15 protein-coding genes are annotated in these 14,431 nt (G+C 68.0%); 5 read left to right on the plus strand and 10 right to left on the minus strand.

The genetic code is table 11. The features are described from left to right. Window positions 1-16 precede the first annotated feature (16 nt). The 4 genes from LI337_RS13980 (at window position 17) to LI337_RS13995 (ending at window position 3,135) form a co-directional block, all read left to right on the plus strand. On the plus strand, window positions 17-859 hold the full coding sequence (locus LI337_RS13980) for a polyprenyl synthetase family protein (RefSeq protein ID WP_227230464.1): 843 nt from the start codon (window positions 17-19) through the stop codon (window positions 857-859). Between the two features lie 217 nt (window positions 860-1,076). Further along, window positions 1,077-1,415 carry a DUF7855 family protein gene (locus LI337_RS13985; protein WP_227230465.1) on the plus strand — a complete coding sequence of 113 codons (339 nt, stop codon included), beginning with the start codon at window positions 1,077-1,079 and terminating at the stop codon, window positions 1,413-1,415. Between the two features lie 27 nt (window positions 1,416-1,442). Next, window positions 1,443-2,279, plus strand: a complete 837-nt coding sequence (locus LI337_RS13990) for a DUF7856 family protein (RefSeq protein ID WP_227230466.1) — start codon at window positions 1,443-1,445, stop codon at window positions 2,277-2,279. 64 nt (window positions 2,280-2,343) lie between these two features. Continuing rightward, entirely contained in the window at window positions 2,344-3,135 is a 792-nt protein-coding gene (locus LI337_RS13995; protein WP_227230467.1) for a methionyl-tRNA formyltransferase, read from the plus strand. A gap of 61 nt (window positions 3,136-3,196) precedes the next feature. On the opposite strand, the gene LI337_RS14000 is transcribed toward LI337_RS13995, so the two are convergent. The 4 genes from LI337_RS14000 to LI337_RS14015 form a co-directional block, all read right to left on the minus strand. Next, the gene (locus LI337_RS14000; RefSeq protein WP_227230469.1) at window positions 3,197-4,321 is read right to left on the minus strand and encodes a Gfo/Idh/MocA family protein; all 1,125 of its coding nucleotides are present in this window, start codon (window positions 4,319-4,321) and stop codon (window positions 3,197-3,199) included. Continuing rightward, window positions 4,318-5,496, minus strand: coding sequence for a DegT/DnrJ/EryC1/StrS family aminotransferase (locus LI337_RS14005; protein WP_227230470.1), 1,179 nt, complete (start codon window positions 5,494-5,496; stop codon window positions 4,318-4,320). Before LI337_RS14005 ends, LI337_RS14000 begins: the two co-directional genes overlap by 4 nt. Before the next feature lie 202 nt (window positions 5,497-5,698). Beyond that, window positions 5,699-6,061, minus strand: a complete 363-nt coding sequence (locus LI337_RS14010; protein WP_227230471.1) for a NifU family protein — start codon at window positions 6,059-6,061, stop codon at window positions 5,699-5,701. A 111-nt stretch (window positions 6,062-6,172) separates the two neighbouring features. Beyond that, window positions 6,173-6,490 carry a DUF5783 family protein gene (locus LI337_RS14015; RefSeq protein WP_227230472.1) on the minus strand — a complete coding sequence of 106 codons (318 nt, stop codon included), beginning with the start codon at window positions 6,488-6,490 and terminating at the stop codon, window positions 6,173-6,175. Between the two features lie 941 nt (window positions 6,491-7,431). On the opposite strand from LI337_RS14015, the gene LI337_RS14020 reads away from it, so the two are divergent. Beyond that, window positions 7,432-9,105: a DUF7289 family protein gene (locus LI337_RS14020; RefSeq protein ID WP_227230473.1), complete on the plus strand. Its 1,674-nt coding sequence runs from the start codon at window positions 7,432-7,434 to the stop codon at window positions 9,103-9,105. A 26-nt stretch (window positions 9,106-9,131) separates the two neighbouring features. Here LI337_RS14020 and LI337_RS14025 read toward each other — a convergent pair whose 3' ends face one another. The 6 genes from LI337_RS14025 to recJ all read right to left on the minus strand — a co-directional run bounded on the left by LI337_RS14025 (window position 9,132) and on the right by recJ (window position 14,351). Then, window positions 9,132-9,989: a DUF7289 family protein gene (locus LI337_RS14025; RefSeq protein WP_227230474.1), complete on the minus strand. Its 858-nt coding sequence runs from the start codon at window positions 9,987-9,989 to the stop codon at window positions 9,132-9,134. Next, on the minus strand, window positions 9,986-10,462 hold the full coding sequence (locus tag LI337_RS14030; protein WP_227230475.1) for a DUF7266 family protein: 477 nt from the start codon (window positions 10,460-10,462) through the stop codon (window positions 9,986-9,988). Before LI337_RS14030 ends, LI337_RS14025 begins: the two co-directional genes overlap by 4 nt. Beyond that, window positions 10,459-11,550, minus strand: a complete 1,092-nt coding sequence (locus tag LI337_RS14035) for a DUF7261 family protein (protein ID WP_227230476.1) — start codon at window positions 11,548-11,550, stop codon at window positions 10,459-10,461. The genes LI337_RS14030 and LI337_RS14035 overlap by 4 nt, the downstream gene beginning before the upstream one ends. Further along, window positions 11,538-12,230 carry a DUF7288 family protein gene (locus LI337_RS14040; protein ID WP_227230477.1) on the minus strand — a complete coding sequence of 231 codons (693 nt, stop codon included), beginning with the start codon at window positions 12,228-12,230 and terminating at the stop codon, window positions 11,538-11,540. The genes LI337_RS14035 and LI337_RS14040 overlap by 13 nt, the downstream gene beginning before the upstream one ends. After that, complete coding sequence (locus LI337_RS14045) at window positions 12,227-12,709, minus strand: DUF7287 family protein (protein WP_227230478.1); 483 nt, start codon at window positions 12,707-12,709, stop codon at window positions 12,227-12,229. Before LI337_RS14045 ends, LI337_RS14040 begins: the two co-directional genes overlap by 4 nt. 154 nt (window positions 12,710-12,863) lie before the next feature. Then, window positions 12,864-14,351 carry a RecJ family nuclease gene (gene recJ, locus LI337_RS14050; RefSeq protein ID WP_227230479.1) on the minus strand — a complete coding sequence of 496 codons (1,488 nt, stop codon included), beginning with the start codon at window positions 14,349-14,351 and terminating at the stop codon, window positions 12,864-12,866. Window positions 14,352-14,431 lie beyond the last annotated feature (80 nt).

Genomic DNA, 14,431 nt, shown 5'->3' on the forward strand with positions numbered 1-14,431 from the left:
CCTCTGTTAGCGGACGATGGAGTACCTCGAACGCCGGGTCGCGCTGGTGAACGACCGCCTGCAGGAGGTGGTGTCGGCGGTCGAACCCGAGGAGTTGTCGGGGCAGATGGGCCACGTCGCCCTCGCCGGGGGGAAGCGCGTCCGGCCCACGGTGACACTGCTCTGCTGTGAGGCCTGTGGCGGCGACCCGAGCGAGGCGGTGGACTACGCGGTCGGGATCGAACTCGTCCACAACGCCTCGCTGGTGATCGACGACATCATCGACCGCTCGGACGTGCGCCGCGGGACGGGGAGCGCGTGGGCCGAGTACGGCTACGGGCCGGCGATCATCGCCTCCGACGGCTTGCTCGGCGAGGCGTTCGACCTCTTTTCCGACAGCGAGCAGGCGATGCAGATCGTCGCGGAGTCGATGGTCGAACTCGGCGAGGGGGAGGCGACCGAACTCGTCGCTCGCCCCTCGAACGAGGCGGAGTACATGGAACTCGCCCGCCGGAAGACCGGCGCGCTGTTCCGGTCGGCGGCGGAACTCGGTGCGGTCGCGGCCGGCGCGGACCCGTTCACCGTGGAGGCGTTCGGCGACTACGCCGAGCGCGTCGGGGTGGCGTTTCAGGTCCGCGACGACGTGTTGGACGCGACCGCCGACGCCGACGACCTCGGCAAGCCGACCGGGCAGGACGAGGAGATGGATCGACCGTCTATCGTTCAGGTGACCGACCTGACGCCCGAGGAGGCGAACGCCCGCGCCCGCGAACAGTCCGAGGAGGCGCTGTCCGCCCTGGAGGCCGCCGATCTGGACGAGACGGCCGCACAGGGCTACCTGCGGGATCTGGCGGAGTTCGTCATCGTCCGCGAACGATAGTCCTCGGTCGAAACTCGACGACTGTCGGATGGAGTCGTCTCACGGGGTCGTGTGAGCGGGCCACCGTCTCGCGAACGAGTGCCACACGCCCCGTACCGGTCGGGAGTCGCCCGGACGGCCGCCGCCTGAACCCCTTCGCTTCCACTGCAAATCGCCCGCGCCCGGTAGTTACCAGATACCAACATCTTTAATTCATATCACGCACCCAACTCGCCCCGTGCTCCTGGTCGTCACCTACTCGCAGTCGGCGCGAGCGACCCTCCGGAACGTCTGTGCGAGCCACGAGGCGGCGGTCGTCCGCCGATTCGGCCGGGCCGCCCTCCTCGCCGACACCGAACTCGGGGCCTTCCTCGCGCTCCGCCTCCGCGAGAAGCACGCGGACGACGTCCAACTCGAACGCACCGAACCCTTCAACGAGTTCGCCGACGCACCCGAGTCGGTCCGCGAGGCCGCCACTGCCTACGAGAACCGAGAGACGGTCAGCACCCCCTACGCGAAGTTCGCGGTCGGGAGAGACCACCCCACTCTCGAGGAACTGACCGACGAACCGCTCTGACCGAGACGACCTCACCGTCGACGCTCAATGCGACTCCGCACTCCCGAGACGACACACACCGGCGACGCCATCGACCTCCGAGAGTGCGACACCTCTCTCGTGACCGATGGTGCGTCGTCCCCGACTGCCGCTCTCCTCGACGAGATCCGGCAACAGAGCCTCGACACTGCCGCGAACATCGAACTCGACTGTCCCGCACCCGGCCCGCTCCACCGGTTCGTCGGTCGCCTCGACGGCCGACCGATCCGGAGTCGGCGACGACTCCTCGCGCTCGCTGCCCGGTCCCGTGGCGCGACCGCGCCGCAGGACGACGCGATCCGCGACCTCCGGGAACGACTCGCCGACTGTTCGCCGCCGGCGCTCGACCTCTCCGCGCTCCGCCGGCGCGTCGCCGAGGTCGGTCAGCGCGAGGCCGACCTCCGGGAGCGAACCGCGACCCTACGTGGAGCGCTGTCCGCCCGGCGGGAGGTCGATGCCGGCGCGGACGCGGTCGCCGAGGAGTTGGCCGAGGTGACTGCCGAACTCGCCGACGTCGAGACGGACCGCATCGCCGCCGAGCAGGCGCTCGCCGAGGCCGAACGACGCGCTCGGGAAGCCCGCGACACGCGGGAGCACCGACTCGAACTCCAGGACGCACTGGCCAACCGCCGCCGGGCGGCCCGCGCACACCTCGCCGAGTCCGTCGCCGAGGCGGTGGCCGACGCCGAGCGAGCGGTTCCCGGTCCGCCGGACGATCCGACGACCACGCGCCTCGCCGTGATCCGGGTCGCCGAGGTCGAGGCACCGGTCGTGCTCGCAGTCGAGCGCTACGACGACGCGGAGACGGCGAGCCAGACACTCGGGGTCCCGGTGATCCGCGTGTGAGTCGGTGCCCGCGTGGGCTGGAAGGTCCGGCATAACGAGGTAGCTCACGCTCCGACAGAGTGTCATGACGAGCGTCGCGTTCCTCGGCAGTCACGATCTCGGCGTCGCCTGTCTGGAGCGACTCGCCGACCACCCGGCGATCGAGGTGCCGGTCGTCGTCACCTACCCGCCGGCCCACGAAGGCTGGTGGGAGAGGTCAGTCCGGAAGCGCGCCGCGGAACTGGGGTATCCTGTGCTCTCACTCGCCGAGGAGCGTGACCTGCTGACCTACGACGTGGACTACCTCCTGTCCGTCTACTACCCGAACATCCTCGACGCGGAACTGCTCGACCACCCTCGCGAGGCGGCGATCAACCTCCACCAGGCCGAACTGCCGCGCTACCGGGGGAGCAACACGTTCACGCACGCGATCCAGAACGCCCGGCCCGACGACCACTGGCGGTACGGGACGACGATGCACGTCATGGTCGAGCAGGTGGACGCGGGGCCGATCATCGACCGTCGGTTCGTCGAGATCCGACCGACCGATACCGCCCGGTCGCTGTACGAGCGCACCCGCGAGGCGTCGATACAGTTGTTCGAGGACACCCTGCCGACACTCGTCTCGGGTGACGTTCACGAGACGGTGACCCCACAGGCGGCCTTCGACGGGAAGCGGTACTTCTACCTGAAGTCGGACATCGACAAGGAGATTCCACTCGACAGGCTTGCGGCCGCGACCGACGACGACGCGACCGCACTCGCGGTGTACGATACGATCCGGTCGCTCGACTTTCCCCCGTTCGAACCGGCCTACACGACCGTCGGCGGCGAACGCGTCCACCTGACGACCGACGGCGATCGATTCTCCCACTGAGACTACTGCCCGGCCGGTTCACCGACGCGACTGCTACTCGGCCGGTTCGCCGACGTGACTGCTACTCGGCCTGTCCGGAGAACCGCCGACGCTCGCGGTCGCGGCCGGTCCGGGTCGAGTCGCCGTCGGCACCGACCGAATCGACACGGGAAGGGTCGTGCCCGTTCGCCTCCCACCGGCCCGGTGCCGGCGGAATCTCGGTGACGACACGACGCTCATCGCTGGACCGACCCGCGAGTTCCAGCAGTTCGACCGCTCGCGCACCGACCGTGCCGGGGTTCCGGAGGTCGTCCGACTCGCCGCGAGCGACAGCGAGGAACTCCTCGACTTCCGCCCGGAGTGGCTCTGCGTCCGGCGGGCGGATCACCGTCGGACCGCCGCCCACGGCCCGGAGACCGGCGGACTCGGCGTCCTCGACGATCCGGGTGTCGTACAGTTCTAGTCGGTTCGTCTCGGTGTAGTCGACGAACGCGGCCCCCTCGGTTCCGACGACGGCGAGCTGACGGGTCTTGCCGAACACCGGCACCTGCCACGACACGTCGATCCGGCCGGTCGTCCCGCCGTAGCCGAGTGTCAGCGAGGCGGTCTCGTCTACGTCCGGGCGGACGATGGCGTCTTGCCGGCAGCAGATCGACTCCGGGTCCCGACCGAGCAGGTACGCGTAGGCGTCTACGTCGTGGACCGCGAGCGAGAACAGCGCCCCGGTCGTCTCGCGGGGCACCCGGAAGGCGAACCGCTGGGTCGAGAGGTACTTGAGGTCGCCGAGATCGCCCGCGCGGACACGTCGCCGGAGGTCGACGAGCGCGGGGTGGAAGCGGAAGACGTGGCCGACCGCGAGGGTGCAGTCGGCCCGTTCCGCACGCGCCACGAGGTCCCACGCGGTCTCGGCGTCGGGCGCGAGTGGCTTCTCGATCAGCAGGTCGACGCCCGCGTCGAGAAGCGGCCGGGCGACTGCGGCGTGGCTCGCGGTCGGTGTCGCTATCGTCGCGGCGTCGACGTCGAGTGAGGGCAGGTGCTCGGGGTCGGTGACGGCGTCCGCATCGAACTGTTCGGCCACAGCGGCCGCGCGCTCCGGATCGGTGTCACAGCAGAGGAGTCTGTCGACGACGCCGGCCTCCCGGAGTTCCGCGCCGATTCGGACGTGGTTCAGCCCCCAGTCGCCGACGCCGACGACGGCGTAGATCACGCGGACTCACCACCGGTCGTGGACGGCCGCGACTCCGACGGCGTCGGCAGTGTCGGCCGACTCGCAGGGTTCTCGGCGAAGAACTGCCGCAGGCCGTCACAGACCGTCTCGATCTCCGTGTCGGTGATTCGGGGGTGCATCGGTAGCGAGACGATCTGGTCACAGATGGCCTCGGTTCGAGCGAGGCCGGCGGTCTCGCCGACCCGGTCGACGACTGCCGGATGCTGGTGGGCCGGCGTGGGGTAGTGGACGCCGGTCTCGATCCCCTGTTCGGCGAGCGAGTCGCGGAGTGGGTCGCGGTACGCGGCCGGCACGCGAACCACGTAGAGGTGGTAGACGTGCTCGGCCGCCTCGTGTTCGGTGGGCGTGACGACCGGCGCGAGGTCGGCGAGGCGGTCGCCGTACTCGGTCGCGGCGCGGGCGCGGGCGTCGTTCCACGTGGGCAGGTGCCGGAGTTGTTCGCGGCCGACCGCGGCGGGGAGTTCGCCGAGTCGGAAGTTCAACCCGAGCGAGACGTGTTCGCCCGCCTCGTTCCGGCCGTGGTTCCGGAGTCGCCGGGCGGACGCGGCGAGTTCGGGGTCGTCGGTGACGAGCATCCCGCCGTCGCCCGCGACGGTGAGGTTCTTCGAGGGGTAGAAGCTGAAACAGCCCGCGTCGCCGAGTGTCCCGGCGCGGACGCCGTCGCGGCTCGCGCCGTGGGCCTGGCAGGCGTCCTCGACGACCGCGAGGTCGTAGTCGTCGGCGACCGACCGAATCGCGCCGGGATCAGCCATCTGGCCGTAGAGGTGCACCGGGAGGATCGCGACGGGGGTCGTCGCTCGCTCGGCCTGTCGGCGGAGGGAGGCGGGGTCGAGGGTGTACGTCTCCGGATCGACCTCGACGAACCGGGGTGTCGCACCGAGTGTCAGAATCGGGCTGACAGACGCGAAGAAGGTGTGGGCCGGGACGAGGACCTCGTCGCCCGTGCCGACGTCGAGCGACTGGAGCGTGAGCAGGATACTGGCGGTGCCGCTCGACACGCCGACCGCGTGGTCGGTTCCGCAGACGTCGGCGAACTCGTCTTCGAACGCCCGCAGTTCGCCCCCCTTGACGTACCGGCCGCTTCGGAGGACGTCACTCGCTCGCTCGACGATGTCGTCGTCGACGTAGATGTCTGTGAACGGCACCTGTGCCATGGGTCGTAGAGAACACCGGCCCGCCAGCCCATTGTTATGGACAGACTATCGGGTGCCGGCGGCGGGTTCGCTCGGTGTCGAGCCGTCTCACCGACGGGTCGGGGGGTGGATCACCGTCTCGCGGACCGCACCCGCCAGCCCCCCGGACCGACCGGAGGTCGCAGTCGCTCACGGACGCGAAAACGGAGAATCGACCGCGAGATCAGAACGGGGCTTGCGGGCCTTCGTCGTCCTCACGGCCGTCGTCGCTGGACTCGCCGGGGAACGAGGGACTCATCCCGCCGCCGTGGCTGCTGCCGCCGCCCATGCCGGTGTCGGCGTGGACCTGGGTGATCTCCGGAATCTCCTTGACCATCCGGCTCTTGATCGCCTGGATCGTCATCGGGGAGATGCCACAACCGGAACAGGCACCGCCGAGTTGGATCGAGACCTCGCCGGACTCGCGGTCGATGTGCTGGATCGCTGCGCTCCCGCCGTGCATCTGAATCTGGGGGAAGTTCCGTCGCAGGAAGTTCGTGACGCGCTCTCGCAGGTCGTCGTCCCCGTCGGTCGTCTCCGTACTCATGCGTTCGAGTAACGCGCACGCGGTCTTAGGCCTTTGGTTCCGTGACACTCCGCTCGCTGTCGGTCCGCGTTCACTCCCAACGACCGGCGACTTCTCGCCGACGATCCTGCCTCACTCCTCGCCGAGGAACGTCGCCCGCAACTGCGACTCCAGTTCCGCGACGTAGCGGTCCAGCGTCTGTGTGAGTTTCTCGTCGTCCACGACGATGGCGGTCAGGCGTTCCGTCGGATTCTCGGGGAGTTCGATCCGGAAGTCGCCGTCCTCGTAGAACGGCTCCGACTCGTTCAGAATCTGCTGGTCGATGGCGTGGATCAGTTCCGAGTCGTACTGGTCGTTCATCACCTCGAAGGCGTCCTTGTAAGCGCGCTGGAGTTCCGGGAAGTAGTGGACGTACTTGTCCTCGAACTTCTCGGGGTCGAAGTCGGTCATACCGGTCGTACCTCGCACGCGGAGAAAAGTCGGACGGTTCGCCGCCCCCGACAGACACCTCGCACACCCGACTGGCGTCTCTCTTGCGTTCTCACGATTTTGATATAGCAGTATGTGATTTACTGGCCGCGTTCTGCCGATCGTGACCGCGTGAGCGTAGCCCACAGATTCGCCACCGAGAGCGCCCGTACTCTCCATCCACGGGTTCGACATCGACGAGTTCGCGTTCCAGGTTGCAGAGTGCAGTCGCGCCCGGCTAACTGCACTCCTCGCCGGCCCTCCATCGATCCCTGCGGGTAAACGCTGGGTGTTCTCCGACTACTGTTCGTTCGTCTCCGACCACCGTTCGTCCGTCTCCGACCGTTCCCTGCCGTGAGTTCGGGCACCGACGACGGTCCGCAGGTCGATAGCACCAGTTCAGACCGGCCGTCCTCGGTCGCGAGTTGCCCCACGAACCGGGAAGACGAGTTCGTCTCGTCCCGTGACTCCTCGACGTGGCCACCTCTCGCGACGACCGAGAGTTCGGTTCGCCTCGTGACGCTGGCTGGATCCACTTCGATCGGTCTGCGCTCTCGCGGACCGAACCGGCCCGTTCTCCGCACGCAGAGTCGGTTCGTTCGACGAGTCGGACTGTCTCGGGGCGTTCTCCCGTGTTCTTCGCATTTCGGCACCGACCGGTCGGTAAATCTCATGATGCTATATCAAACTACTCGTCTGCCGTCTGCGGCCAGTCGGAACGACTCGGTCTCGGCTGCTGCTCACGGTGTCCGAGTCGGACCGGGCGAACAGGCGTGTCGGACGGTGCCGTGAACTACCTCTCCCCGACTCGGACCGTCGCCTCCGACCCCGATCACTTCCGGGAGATCTGTCGGAACGTGTATGTATTGTCAGTTAGTAGCCAATTCGTTTATATGATGTTCCCGCATACGTGAGGCAAGTCAATGCTACTCGACGGGGACCGGCGCGCCCAGTCCAACGTGATCGGGATCATCCTGATCATCGGGCTGGCGTTGAGTACCTCTGTCGTCGTCGTCGCGCTGGGCGGCAGTTCGATCAGTCAGTATCAGGAGGAGGCACAACTCCGGAGTGCTGAACACGCCCTCTCGGAGTTGGACTCGAAACTCAGTCTCGTCGCACTCTCCGAGGGAATCTCCTCACGGAGCATCGACCTCGGGTTGACGAACGACGAGAGCGTCTCCGTCGAGGACGCCGGACATCTCGAAATCTGGATGACACCGAGTGGCGGCGGCCCCAGAACCGACATCGTGGACCAGGACCTCGGGACCATCCGCTACGACGGACCGGGCGAGGAGAGCATCGCGTACCAGGGCGGCGGCGTCTGGCGACGGTCGGCCGGCGGGACGACGATGGTCTCGCCGCCGGAGATGCACTACCGAGGCCGGACGCTGACGGTTCCACTCGTCACCGTCGACGGTGCAGTCGGCGGGTCGAACGGGCGAATCACGGCGGAGAAGACCGGACAGACGCCCAAGTTCCCGATCACCGGCGACCCGGACCGGTCGAACGCGGTCCAGGACAAGCAGATCTTCATGAAGGTCCAGAGCGACTACTACCGGGCGTGGGGGCAGTTCTTCGGGACCCGACTCGGCGGGACGGTCAACTACTACCAGAGCAACCGGACCGCGCGGATGAAACTCGTCGCACCGGCCAACGCTCCGCCGTTACAAGGTGGTCTCGTCTCGACGCACGCCGGGAGCCAGATCGAGATGAAGGGCGGCGGTGGGTCGGCCGCGTTCATCGACACCTACGACTCGGACAGTGCGCCCTACTCGTTCACCGGGACCGTCGCGGGGACGGTCAGCCTCTCGAACGACCTGTGGATGCGTGGCGGGACCGAGGTCTACGCCGACGTGACGGTCCCGCCGGGCTACAGCACCGACACGAAGGGCGGTTCCGACATCAAGGGCAGCGTCGGGACGAACGACGTGGACGTGTCCGACGTGGGACCGCTGGTCAACGACCAGCAGAGCACGCTCTCACAGGACGCCAACAACGACAACGACGCTACCTCGGCGATCACGTCCAGTGACCAACTCGATCCCGGACAGACGACGTGGACGCTGACGAACGGGAACTACTACATCGACGGCGATCTCACGTTGGCCGGCGGCGAGACACTCGTCATCGACAACTCCGGCGGCGAGGTCAACCTCGTCGTGGACGGCGACGTCGCACTCAACGGCGGCCAGATCGAGGTCGCCGACGGCAGTGGAAGCAAGGTCAGCATCTACATGACCGGCAACACGCTCGACATCGACAGCGGCGGCGGAAGCGTGATCCCCGGCGACAAGTCGCCGAAGCTCTGGCTCTACGCCGGACCCGGACTCCTGATAGACATCCGCAACTCCGGCACCGAGTTCGTCGGCGTCATCTACGCCCCGGACGACAGTCTCGGCAACGGCAACGTCAACATCCAGGCACAGGGGCAGGTCTCCGGGGCGGTCGTCGGCGGGAGCACGACGCTCCGCAGTGGTGCGTCGATCCACTACGACCGGGCACTCGACGGCGTGGACCCACTCGCCGGCGGGTCGCCGTTCCCGGAACTGACGTACCTGCACGTCACGGTAAACGAAGTCGAAGTCGACGAAGCGTAGGCGACCCCCCCGTTCTGCGTCTCGGGCTACTCCAGCGAGACGGCGAGTTTCGTCTGCCGGAGGACGAACCGATCCGTCTCGAAGCTGTACGCCAGCGTGTCGTCGGACGGGTCGCCGTCGATGGTGGTGTACCCACTCGGGAGCGACGACTCCAGATACCGCTGCCACGCGGGCGCGTTCGGCGACTCGATGTCGAACTGCACCGTCACCGGCGTCCCGCCGGCCTCGTCCACGTCGGTCAGCAGTTGGCTCTCGGTTCGTTCCGCGACGATCAGCACCGCGCCGTCGCCGCCGACAGAGGCCGACCCGCGCGTGACGACCGAGGTCATGACGGTCCGGTCGTCGGTGAAGACGAACGGCGGCCTGCTGTCCATCACCGCCCCGCCGCCGTCGTTCCGGCGGAACACCGCGCCGTTCTCGTAGCTCATCGTCGTCTGTCCCGTCTCGTACTCGATGGGGACGAACGACAGCGGGTAGTTCGTCGTCGGACCCGCCGGATCGGTCACTGTCACCTCGAACTCGGTGTTGCCGACGACCGACAGCTGGGCGTCAGAGAGCTTCAGTTCGATCGCCCGACTCGGCGCACCTCGGGCGTACACGTCCCGGACGTTGTCGTCCAGAATCTCGAAGGCCCGGTCGGCGTTGACCGCCCGCGCGTCCGACTTGAGGTCGCCGAAGGTCCCGACCCCGCTCACGTAGAGGAAGGTGATCATCGAGAGGATCATCCCGAGCGTGATCGCGTAGCCGAGTGTGTCGCTCACGGCACGCTCGTCGACGCCGAACCGCGCCCAGCCGTCGGACGCGGCTCGCCCCGCCTCGGTTCGGGCCGCCTCGCTACCGGGAACTGGTGACGGCCGGTCGTGGCTTCCCTCGGAGCGGCTCACGGCCGCACCCCCTCCTCGCTCAGCGTCAGGTCGCCCGAGTCGAGGACGATGGTCACGGTCGGATTACCGGTGACGGTCGTGCCCGCGATCGGCGTGGTCGTCTTGTGGGGGATCGTCACCGTCACGTCCGGATCGGTCGTCCGCAACTCGATCTCGCTGGTTCGCAACTCCACGACGTAGCCGGCACCGGCGACCCGGTCCGGCAGGTTCGTCGAGATGCGGAGGGTTCCCGGTGTCCCCCGGAGCGCGAGGTCGTCGGCGGCGACCAACTGCGCGGCGAGTCGTTCGCCGACGACGGTCAGTTCGGCCTGTGTCGCGTTCTCGCGCTGGTCGGTCACCACGTCCGACATGACGAACGTCACGGTGCTGAGCAGTGCCGCGACGATGGCGATTGTGAGGACGTACGACACCTGCGAGGAGACGGCGCGGTCGCTTCCGCCGGTCGCGCGCTCGGTCTGTCGCGGCCCGATCATGCTACCGTCTCCGGTTCGTCGGGGGCGACTCGGAGCGTCGTCCGGTAGTCGATCTCGGTCGTCTCGTAGGTGACCGTCGTCTCCAGCGCGTAGACGGCGTCGACCGTGTAGGGTTGGTCGCCGCCCGCGCCGCCGCAGTCTACGCCGGGCGGAGCGGCTAGCCCACCGAACGTCTGGTCACAGTTCACCACGCCGAACAGACCGCCACCGGCGTTCTCGACGGTCATCGTCCACGTCCCGGACGCCTCGTCGCCGTTCGTGAAGTCGATCCGGTAGGGTCCGTCGACGTCCGGCGCGAACCGGTAGCCGCAGTCGGTCACGTCGAGGACCTCGCCGGTCGCCGGATCGAGACTGTACAGGAAGCCCCCACTCAGATCGACTCGTGCCGCTTCGGTCGTACTCCGGCAGGTGTAGGTCGTCCCGTCCTCCTGTTCGACGCTGAGGAGGACCCGGTCGGAATCTTCGGTTAGTTCGGCAGTCCACCGATCCGGGAGAGCACCGGTCTCCTCCACGTCGACGGTGAAGGGGTTGCCGTCACCCTCCTCCGGGAGGTCGCCCTCGTCGACGGTGAACTGTATCGCCCGTACTCGTTCACTCGAACGGACGACCCGCCAGTCACCGATCCCGCTCGTGTCGGTGAACGGGCGGACTGTCTCCTGTTTCACGACGAACCCCTCGTCTACGGTCGCACTCCCGACGTCCGCGTCGACGAACGCACCGCGCTCCTCGATGAACTGCGCGGCGACCAACCGGTCGATCTCTGTCGCCCGGTCCTCGACGGCCGTCTCGACGGCCGACTGGCTCCCGTAGTCCTCGTCGTTCGACCGTTCGATCACGGTCCCGAACTCGGCGTCGAGCGTCGCGTGGTACTCTCTCGCGTCGTCGGCGACCGGGAGTGTCGCCCGCGACTCGACGTTCTCGGTGTACAGCGAACTGTTGAGGATGAACGTCAACGCGATCAACGAGAAGGCGAGGACGAGGCCGCCGACGATGACGAGTTGCGCTCGGTCCCGTCGGTCGCCCGCCCGCCAGCGGTCCGGATCGAGCAGGTCGCCGACGGCCGCGAGGAGGTCGGTCACATCCGCCATACGACGATGCGCACCTCCGCGACGTTGTAGATGTCAGTCCCGCTCGACGCGTCGGGCGCGTAGAAGTCGCCCGAGACCGCCGACAGCGGTTGGCCGGCGTCCGGCCCGGCGGTCAGTTCCATGTCGTCTCTGAGGACGACGATTCGACTCGCGGAGACGGCGTTGTCCGAGGGCGTCCCCTGGTACACCAACTGCTCGACTTTCGTCTCGCCGCCGTCACGGTACTCGACGTAGACGTTGAACGCGATCCGCTGGTCGTAGAACTCCTCGTCCAGCGTCGTGAAGAAGTCGAGCGGCGGGAGCGTCGCCGGCACGTTGACGTAGCCGACCGTCTCTGCCCCGTCGAAGGTCCCGGTGTCGGTGTTCCAGTAGAGCAGTGCCGGTGTCAGTTCGTCGTTCGCGGCGGCGGTGTCCAACAGGTCGTCTGCGATGGTCTGCTGGCGTTCTTCGATCTGCTGGTTCGCGGTACTCGCCGTCAGCGGCGTCACCGCCGTCGCCTGAAGCGCGAACAGCACCGCACTCAACACGAGGATCGCGGTCGTGATCGCCTCCAGCGTGTAGACCTGTCCTCGCTCCGTCTCCTCGGTCGCTCGGTCACCGTCACCGCCACTGGGCCAGTCGCGGTCGGGTTCCTCGCCGGCGTGGCCGGCGGTCGGCGGCCGCCGGGGTCGGTCGCTCACCACACCTCCACCTCCAGCGTGTACTGCTCCCCGTTCAGGACGATCATCCGGCGGACGGTCGCGCCGTTCGACGACCCCGGACTCGGCTCGCCGCGTTCGAGCGTCACGCCGTCCAGCGACTGGACGGTGCCGGCGGGGTCGGTGATGGCGACGTACACCGTGTCCGTCGTCCCGAGGCCGGTCGCGTCGATCAGCGGAACCCCGGTGTCGGTGCAGTCGGGGTGTGCGACGCCGTCGAAGAACGCGACCGTACAGGTTCTGTCGACTCGCTGCAGATCGCTCCCGGGGTCGGCGAGCACCGTGCCGAGCAGGCTACTGGCGGCGCGGTCGGCCCGGATCGCGTCGCCGTCCTCGCCCGGCGCGTCGAACGGCGCGTACATCGTCGGGATGAACGCGACGACGAACGCCACCGTCAGCATGAACAGCGCCATGCCGATGGCGAAGTCGTTCAGCGTCTGGCCCCGAGTGGCTCTTCTCACGAGTTCAGTCCTCTCGTTGGGAGGTAGAAACATACCCTCTTAGTCATTGTCCTCACTCGTGGTGACACGACGGAGATCTGTCAGGTGTCCGTGAGCGTCCGCTGGCAGGCACGCGATTCCGTCGTGGTCCCGGCTCGCCCCGCGATTCTGCCTCTCAGTCGTCCAACTGGTCGCCGATCAGAGCGTTCACGCGCTCGATAAACTCCGACTGGGTGCCCTGCGGGATGGTCGCGCCGGCCGCCACGTCGTGGCCGCCGCCGTCGCCACCGACCGCCTGTGAACACTCCCGCATGACGACCGACAGATCGAGTCCCCGTCGCGTGAGGCGGTGGTTCCCGCGCGAGGACACTTTCACCTCGTCCTCGCTCTTCTCGGCGAAGGCGACGATGGGGACGTTCGGGTCCACGCCGTCCGCGCCGATCGCCATCCCGGCGATGATGCCGACGATGGTCTCCCGGATGCGAGTGCCGGCGTCGAACCACTGGACGTGTTCCTCGCGCGTGACGCCCTCGGTCTTCACCCACTGGAGGCCCTCCGAGAGGTTCCGCCGGTGGTTGCGGAGCAGGGTGCGGGCGCGCTCTAAGGCGTCGTCGCGGTCGCCGAGACAGACCGCGAGTCCCACGTCGGCGCGTTCGTAGCGGGCGGTCGCGTTGAGCAGGGTCGAGAACTCGCTCACGTCCCGGAGTTCGGTGCCCGGTTCCTCCGCCAGCAGGGTGTAGCTGGTGCCGATCAGATCCTCGATCCGACTCGCGGGAACACCCCGCGAGACGGCGTGTTGCATGAGACTGCTCACCAGCGTCCGACGTTCCTCCGTGGTCAGATCGACCCAGCGCCGCCAGTCGCCGTCTTCCTTCAGGTCGAGGTCGAGCCCCGAGAGGAACTTCACCGCGCCGGCTTCGTCGTTCGAGATACCCGGAATTCGGGCCTCGCTCGCGTACTCCAACAGCTTCGGGAGAGGACGCGTCTGGCGGCCGTACAGCGCGAGGTCGGTCGCCTCCTCGACGACCCCCGCCTCGACGCCCTCCCTCACGATGCCCTCGTTCGCGCCCTGCAGGCCGCCGTCGCCGTCCTGCATGTCGCCGACCGCGCCGACGATCGCGAGGGCGGCGAGGTCGCGCGAGTCCGTGCCCTCTGGTTCGAGTGCGCGCGCGAGGACGTAGGCCGCGCCGGCACCGGAGAGTTCCGAGGCCCCGTCGAGTCCCTCCAGCAGGGGGTTCAGGTGGTACTCGGTGTCGACGCGCCGGGTCTCTCCACTCCCGCCGCTCTCCGAACCCCCCGCGCCCCCTGCGCCGGTCCCGCCGTCGGCCGCGACGGTGGCTGGCTGATGGTGGTCGGCGATAACCGGCGTGAAGTCGCCGGCGCGTTCGTGTTCCGCGATGATGTCGAGTTGCCCGCTCCCGAAGTCGGTAAAGAGCACGGTGTCGTAGCCCGTCTCGGCGATGGCCGCGACCTCCTCGCGGTCGAGTTGCTTCGAGAAGACCGTCTCGAAAGGGATACCGGCGCGTTCGAGTGCGCTGGCGGCGACCGCGGCGCTGGTGAGGCCGTCGGCGTCGATGTGCGAGGTCAGGAGTACCTCGTCGGCGTCGCGCAGGCGGTCGGCACAGCGACGCGCCCGGTCTTCGAGTTCGGGAACGGGACCCATCGTCCCGAGGTAGTCGGCCCATCGGGTTTAAACCTGCGTGACGAGCGATCGGTGCCGCCGGGGTCGCGGGCGACGACCGG

The organism is Salinirubrum litoreum, from assembly GCF_020567425.1.
In the GTDB taxonomy this organism is placed as follows: Archaea; Halobacteriota; Halobacteria; order Halobacteriales; family Haloferacaceae; genus Salinirubrum; species Salinirubrum litoreum.

Bases quoted from the DNA above. Each gene is read 5' to 3' on its own strand.
- LI337_RS13980 (WP_227230464.1), top strand. From the start codon at position 17: ATGGAGTACCTCGAACGCCGGGTCGCGCTGGTGAACGACCGCCTGCAG.
- LI337_RS13990 (WP_227230466.1), top strand. From the start codon at position 1,443: ATGCGACTCCGCACTCCCGAGACGACACACACCGGCGACGCCATCGAC.
- LI337_RS13995 (WP_227230467.1), top strand. From the start codon at position 2,344: ATGACGAGCGTCGCGTTCCTCGGCAGTCACGATCTCGGCGTCGCCTGT.
- LI337_RS14005 (WP_227230470.1), bottom strand. From the start codon at position 5,496: ATGGCACAGGTGCCGTTCACAGACATCTACGTCGACGACGACATCGTC.
- LI337_RS14010 (WP_227230471.1), bottom strand. From the start codon at position 6,061: ATGAGTACGGAGACGACCGACGGGGACGACGACCTGCGAGAGCGCGTC.
- LI337_RS14015 (WP_227230472.1), bottom strand. From the start codon at position 6,490: ATGACCGACTTCGACCCCGAGAAGTTCGAGGACAAGTACGTCCACTAC.
- LI337_RS14020 (WP_227230473.1), top strand. From the start codon at position 7,432: ATGCTACTCGACGGGGACCGGCGCGCCCAGTCCAACGTGATCGGGATC.
- LI337_RS14030 (WP_227230475.1), bottom strand. From the start codon at position 10,462: ATGATCGGGCCGCGACAGACCGAGCGCGCGACCGGCGGAAGCGACCGC.
- LI337_RS14035 (WP_227230476.1), bottom strand. From the start codon at position 11,550: ATGGCGGATGTGACCGACCTCCTCGCGGCCGTCGGCGACCTGCTCGAT.
- recJ (WP_227230479.1), bottom strand. From the start codon at position 14,351: ATGGGTCCCGTTCCCGAACTCGAAGACCGGGCGCGTCGCTGTGCCGAC.